Here is a 3285-nt window from a genome sequence, read left to right on the forward strand (position 1 = left end):
TGCCGGGCACGCTGTTGGGTGTCTGAGGGTACGGCCGAGTTTGGCTGCCTTCAGTGCCGGCCCCGGTAAAGATCCGCTTCGGTGGGTTGTGACGGGTGGTTGGTCGTTGTTTGAGAACTGCACAGTGGACGCGAGCATCTGTGGCCAAGTTTTTAAGGGCGCACGGTGGATGCCTTGGCACCAGGAACCGATGAAGGACGTGGGAGGCCACGATAGTCCCCGGGGAGTCGTCAACCAGGCTTTGATCCGGGGGTTTCCGAATGGGGAAACCCGGCAGTCGTCATGGGCTGTCACCCGCTGCTGAACACATAGGCAGTGTGGAGGGAACGCGGGGAAGTGAAACATCTCAGTACCCGCAGGAAGAGAAAACAACCGTGATTCCGGGAGTAGTGGCGAGCGAAACTGGATGAGGCTAAACCATATGCGTGTGAGACCCGGCAGGGGTTGCGTATGTGGGGTTGTGGGATTTCTCTTTTACGGTCTGCCGGCCGTGAGACGAGTCAGAAACCGTTGATGTAGGCGAAGGACATGCGAAAGGTCCGGCGTAGAGGGTAAGACCCCCGTAGTCGAAATGTCAACGGCTCGTTTGAGAAACACCCAAGTAGCACGGGGCCCGAGAAATCCCGTGTGAATCTGGCGGGACCACCCGCTAAGCCTAAATATTCCCTGGTGACCGATAGCGGATAGTACCGTGAGGGAATGGTGAAAAGTACCGCGGGAGCGGAGTGAAATAGTACCTGAAACCGTGTGCCTACAAGCCGTGGGAGCGTCGGACATCAAGCTTGCTTGGTGTCTCGTGACTGCGTGCCTTTTGAAGAATGAGCCTGCGAGTTTGCGGTGTGTTGCGAGGTTAACCCGTGTGGGGAAGCCGTAGCGAAAGCGAGTCCGAATAGGGCGTTTTAGTAGCGCGCTCAAGACCCGAAGCGGAGTGATCTAGCCATGGGCAGGTTGAAGCGGCTGTAAGAGGTCGTGGAGGACCGAACCCACCAGGGTTGAAAACCTGGGGGATGACCTGTGGTTAGGGGTGAAAGGCCAATCAAACTCCGTGATAGCTGGTTCTCCCCGAAATGCATTTAGGTGCAGCGTCGTGTGTTTCTTGCCGGAGGTAGAGCACTGGATAGGCGATGGGCCCTACCGGGTTACTGACCTTAGCCAAACTCCGAATGCCGGTAAGTGAGAGCGCGGCAGTGAGACTGTGGGGGATAAGCTCCATGGTCGAGAGGGAAACAGCCCAGAGCATCGACTAAGGCCCCTAAGCGTACGCTAAGTGGGAAAGGATGTGGAGTCGCAGAGACAACCAGGAGGTTGGCTTAGAAGCAGCCACCCTTGAAAGAGTGCGTAATAGCTCACTGGTCTAGTGATTCCGCGCCGACAATGTAGCGGGGCTCAAGCGTACCGCCGAAGTCGTGTCATTCATACAATAGGGCCAACGCCTGTATGGATGGGTAGGGGAGCGTCGTGTGCCGGGTGAAGCCGCGCCGGAAGGCAGTGGTGGACGGTTCACGAGTGAGAATGCAGGCATGAGTAGCGATACACACGTGAGAAACGTGTGCGCCGATTGACTAAGGGTTCCTGGGTCAAGCTGATCTGCCCAGGGTAAGTCGGGACCTAAGGCGAGGCCGACAGGCGTAGTCGATGGATAACCGGTTGATATTCCGGTACCCGCTGTGAAGCGTCAAACATTGAACCAGGCGATGCTAAGTCCGTGAAGCCGTTCCGGACCCTTCGGGGAATGGAAAGTGGTGGAGCCGACGGTCCAGACCTGTAGTAGGTGAGTGATGGGGTGACGCAGGAAGGTAGTCCATCCCGGGCGGTGGTTGTCCCGGGGTAAGGGTGTAGGCCGTGCGATAGGTAAATCCGTCGTACATGTGGCTGAGACCTGATGCCGAGCCGATTGTGGTGAAGTGGATGATCCTATGCTGTCGAGAAAAGCCTCTAGCGAGTTTCATGGCGGCCCGTACCCTAAACCGACTCAGGTGGTCAGGTAGAGAATACCGAGGCGTTCGGGTGAACTATGGTTAAGGAACTCGGCAAAATGCCCCCGTAACTTCGGGAGAAGGGGGGCCATCACTGGTGATCCGTTTTACACGGTGAGCTGGGGGTGGCCGCAGAGACCAGCGAGAAGCGACTGTTTACTAAAAACACAGGTCCGTGCGAAGCCGTAAGGCGATGTATACGGACTGACGCCTGCCCGGTGCTGGAACGTTAAGGGGACCGGTTAGTCAGGATTCGTTCTGGCGAAGCTGAGAACTTAAGCGCCAGTAAACGGCGGTGGTAACTATAACCATCCTAAGGTAGCGAAATTCCTTGTCGGGTAAGTTCCGACCTGCACGAATGGCGTAACGACTTCTCGACTGTCTCAACCATAGGCCCGGTGAAATTGCACTACGAGTAAAGATGCTCGTTTCGCGCAGCAGGACGGAAAGACCCCGGGACCTTTACTACAGTTTGATATTGGTGTTCGGTTCGGCTTGTGTAGGATAGGTGGGAGACTTTGAAGCGGCAGCGCCAGCTGTTGTGGAGTCGTCGTTGAAATACCACTCTGGTCGTGCTGGATGTCTAACCTGGGTCCGTGATCCGGATCAGGGACAGTGTCTGATGGGTAGTTTAACTGGGGCGGTTGCCTCCTAAAGAGTAACGGAGGCGCCCAAAGGTTCCCTCAGCCTGGTTGGTAATCAGGTGTTGAGTGTAAGTGCACAAGGGAGCTTGACTGTGAGACCGACGGGTCGAGCAGGGACGAAAGTCGGGACTAGTGATCCGGCGGTGGCTTGTGGAAGCGCCGTCGCTCAACGGATAAAAGGTACCCCGGGGATAACAGGCTGATCTTCCCCAAGAGTCCATATCGACGGGATGGTTTGGCACCTCGATGTCGGCTCGTCGCATCCTGGGGCTGGAGTCGGTCCCAAGGGTTGGGCTGTTCGCCCATTAAAGCGGTACGCGAGCTGGGTTTAGAACGTCGTGAGACAGTTCGGTCCCTATCCGCTGTGCGCGTAGGAATATTGAGAAGGGCTGTCCCTAGTACGAGAGGACCGGGACGGACGAACCTCTGGTGTGCCAGTTGTCCTGCCAAGGGCATGGCTGGTTGGCTACGTTCGGGAGGGATAACCGCTGAAAGCATCTAAGCGGGAAGCCTGCTTCGAGATGAGTATTCCCACCTCCTTGAGAGGGTAAGGCTCCCAGTAGACGACTGGGTTGATAGGCCAGATCTGGAAGGCGGGTAACCGCTGGAGGTGACTGGTACTAATAGGCCGAGGGCTTGTCCTCAGTTGCTCGCGTCCACTGTGT

The 3285-nt window shown here is 56.7% G+C and carries 1 rRNA gene; it reads left to right on the forward strand.

From position 1 onward, the window contains the following. The first annotated feature begins 142 nt into the window (after window positions 1-142). Window positions 143-3264: ribosomal RNA gene (locus AB0D57_RS47100) — 23S ribosomal RNA — on the forward strand. The last annotated feature ends 21 nt before the right edge of the window (window positions 3265-3285 follow it).

It is taken from the genome of Streptomyces sp. NPDC048275 (genome assembly GCF_040652275.1).
Classification (GTDB): Bacteria; Actinomycetota; Actinomycetes; order Streptomycetales; family Streptomycetaceae; genus Streptomyces.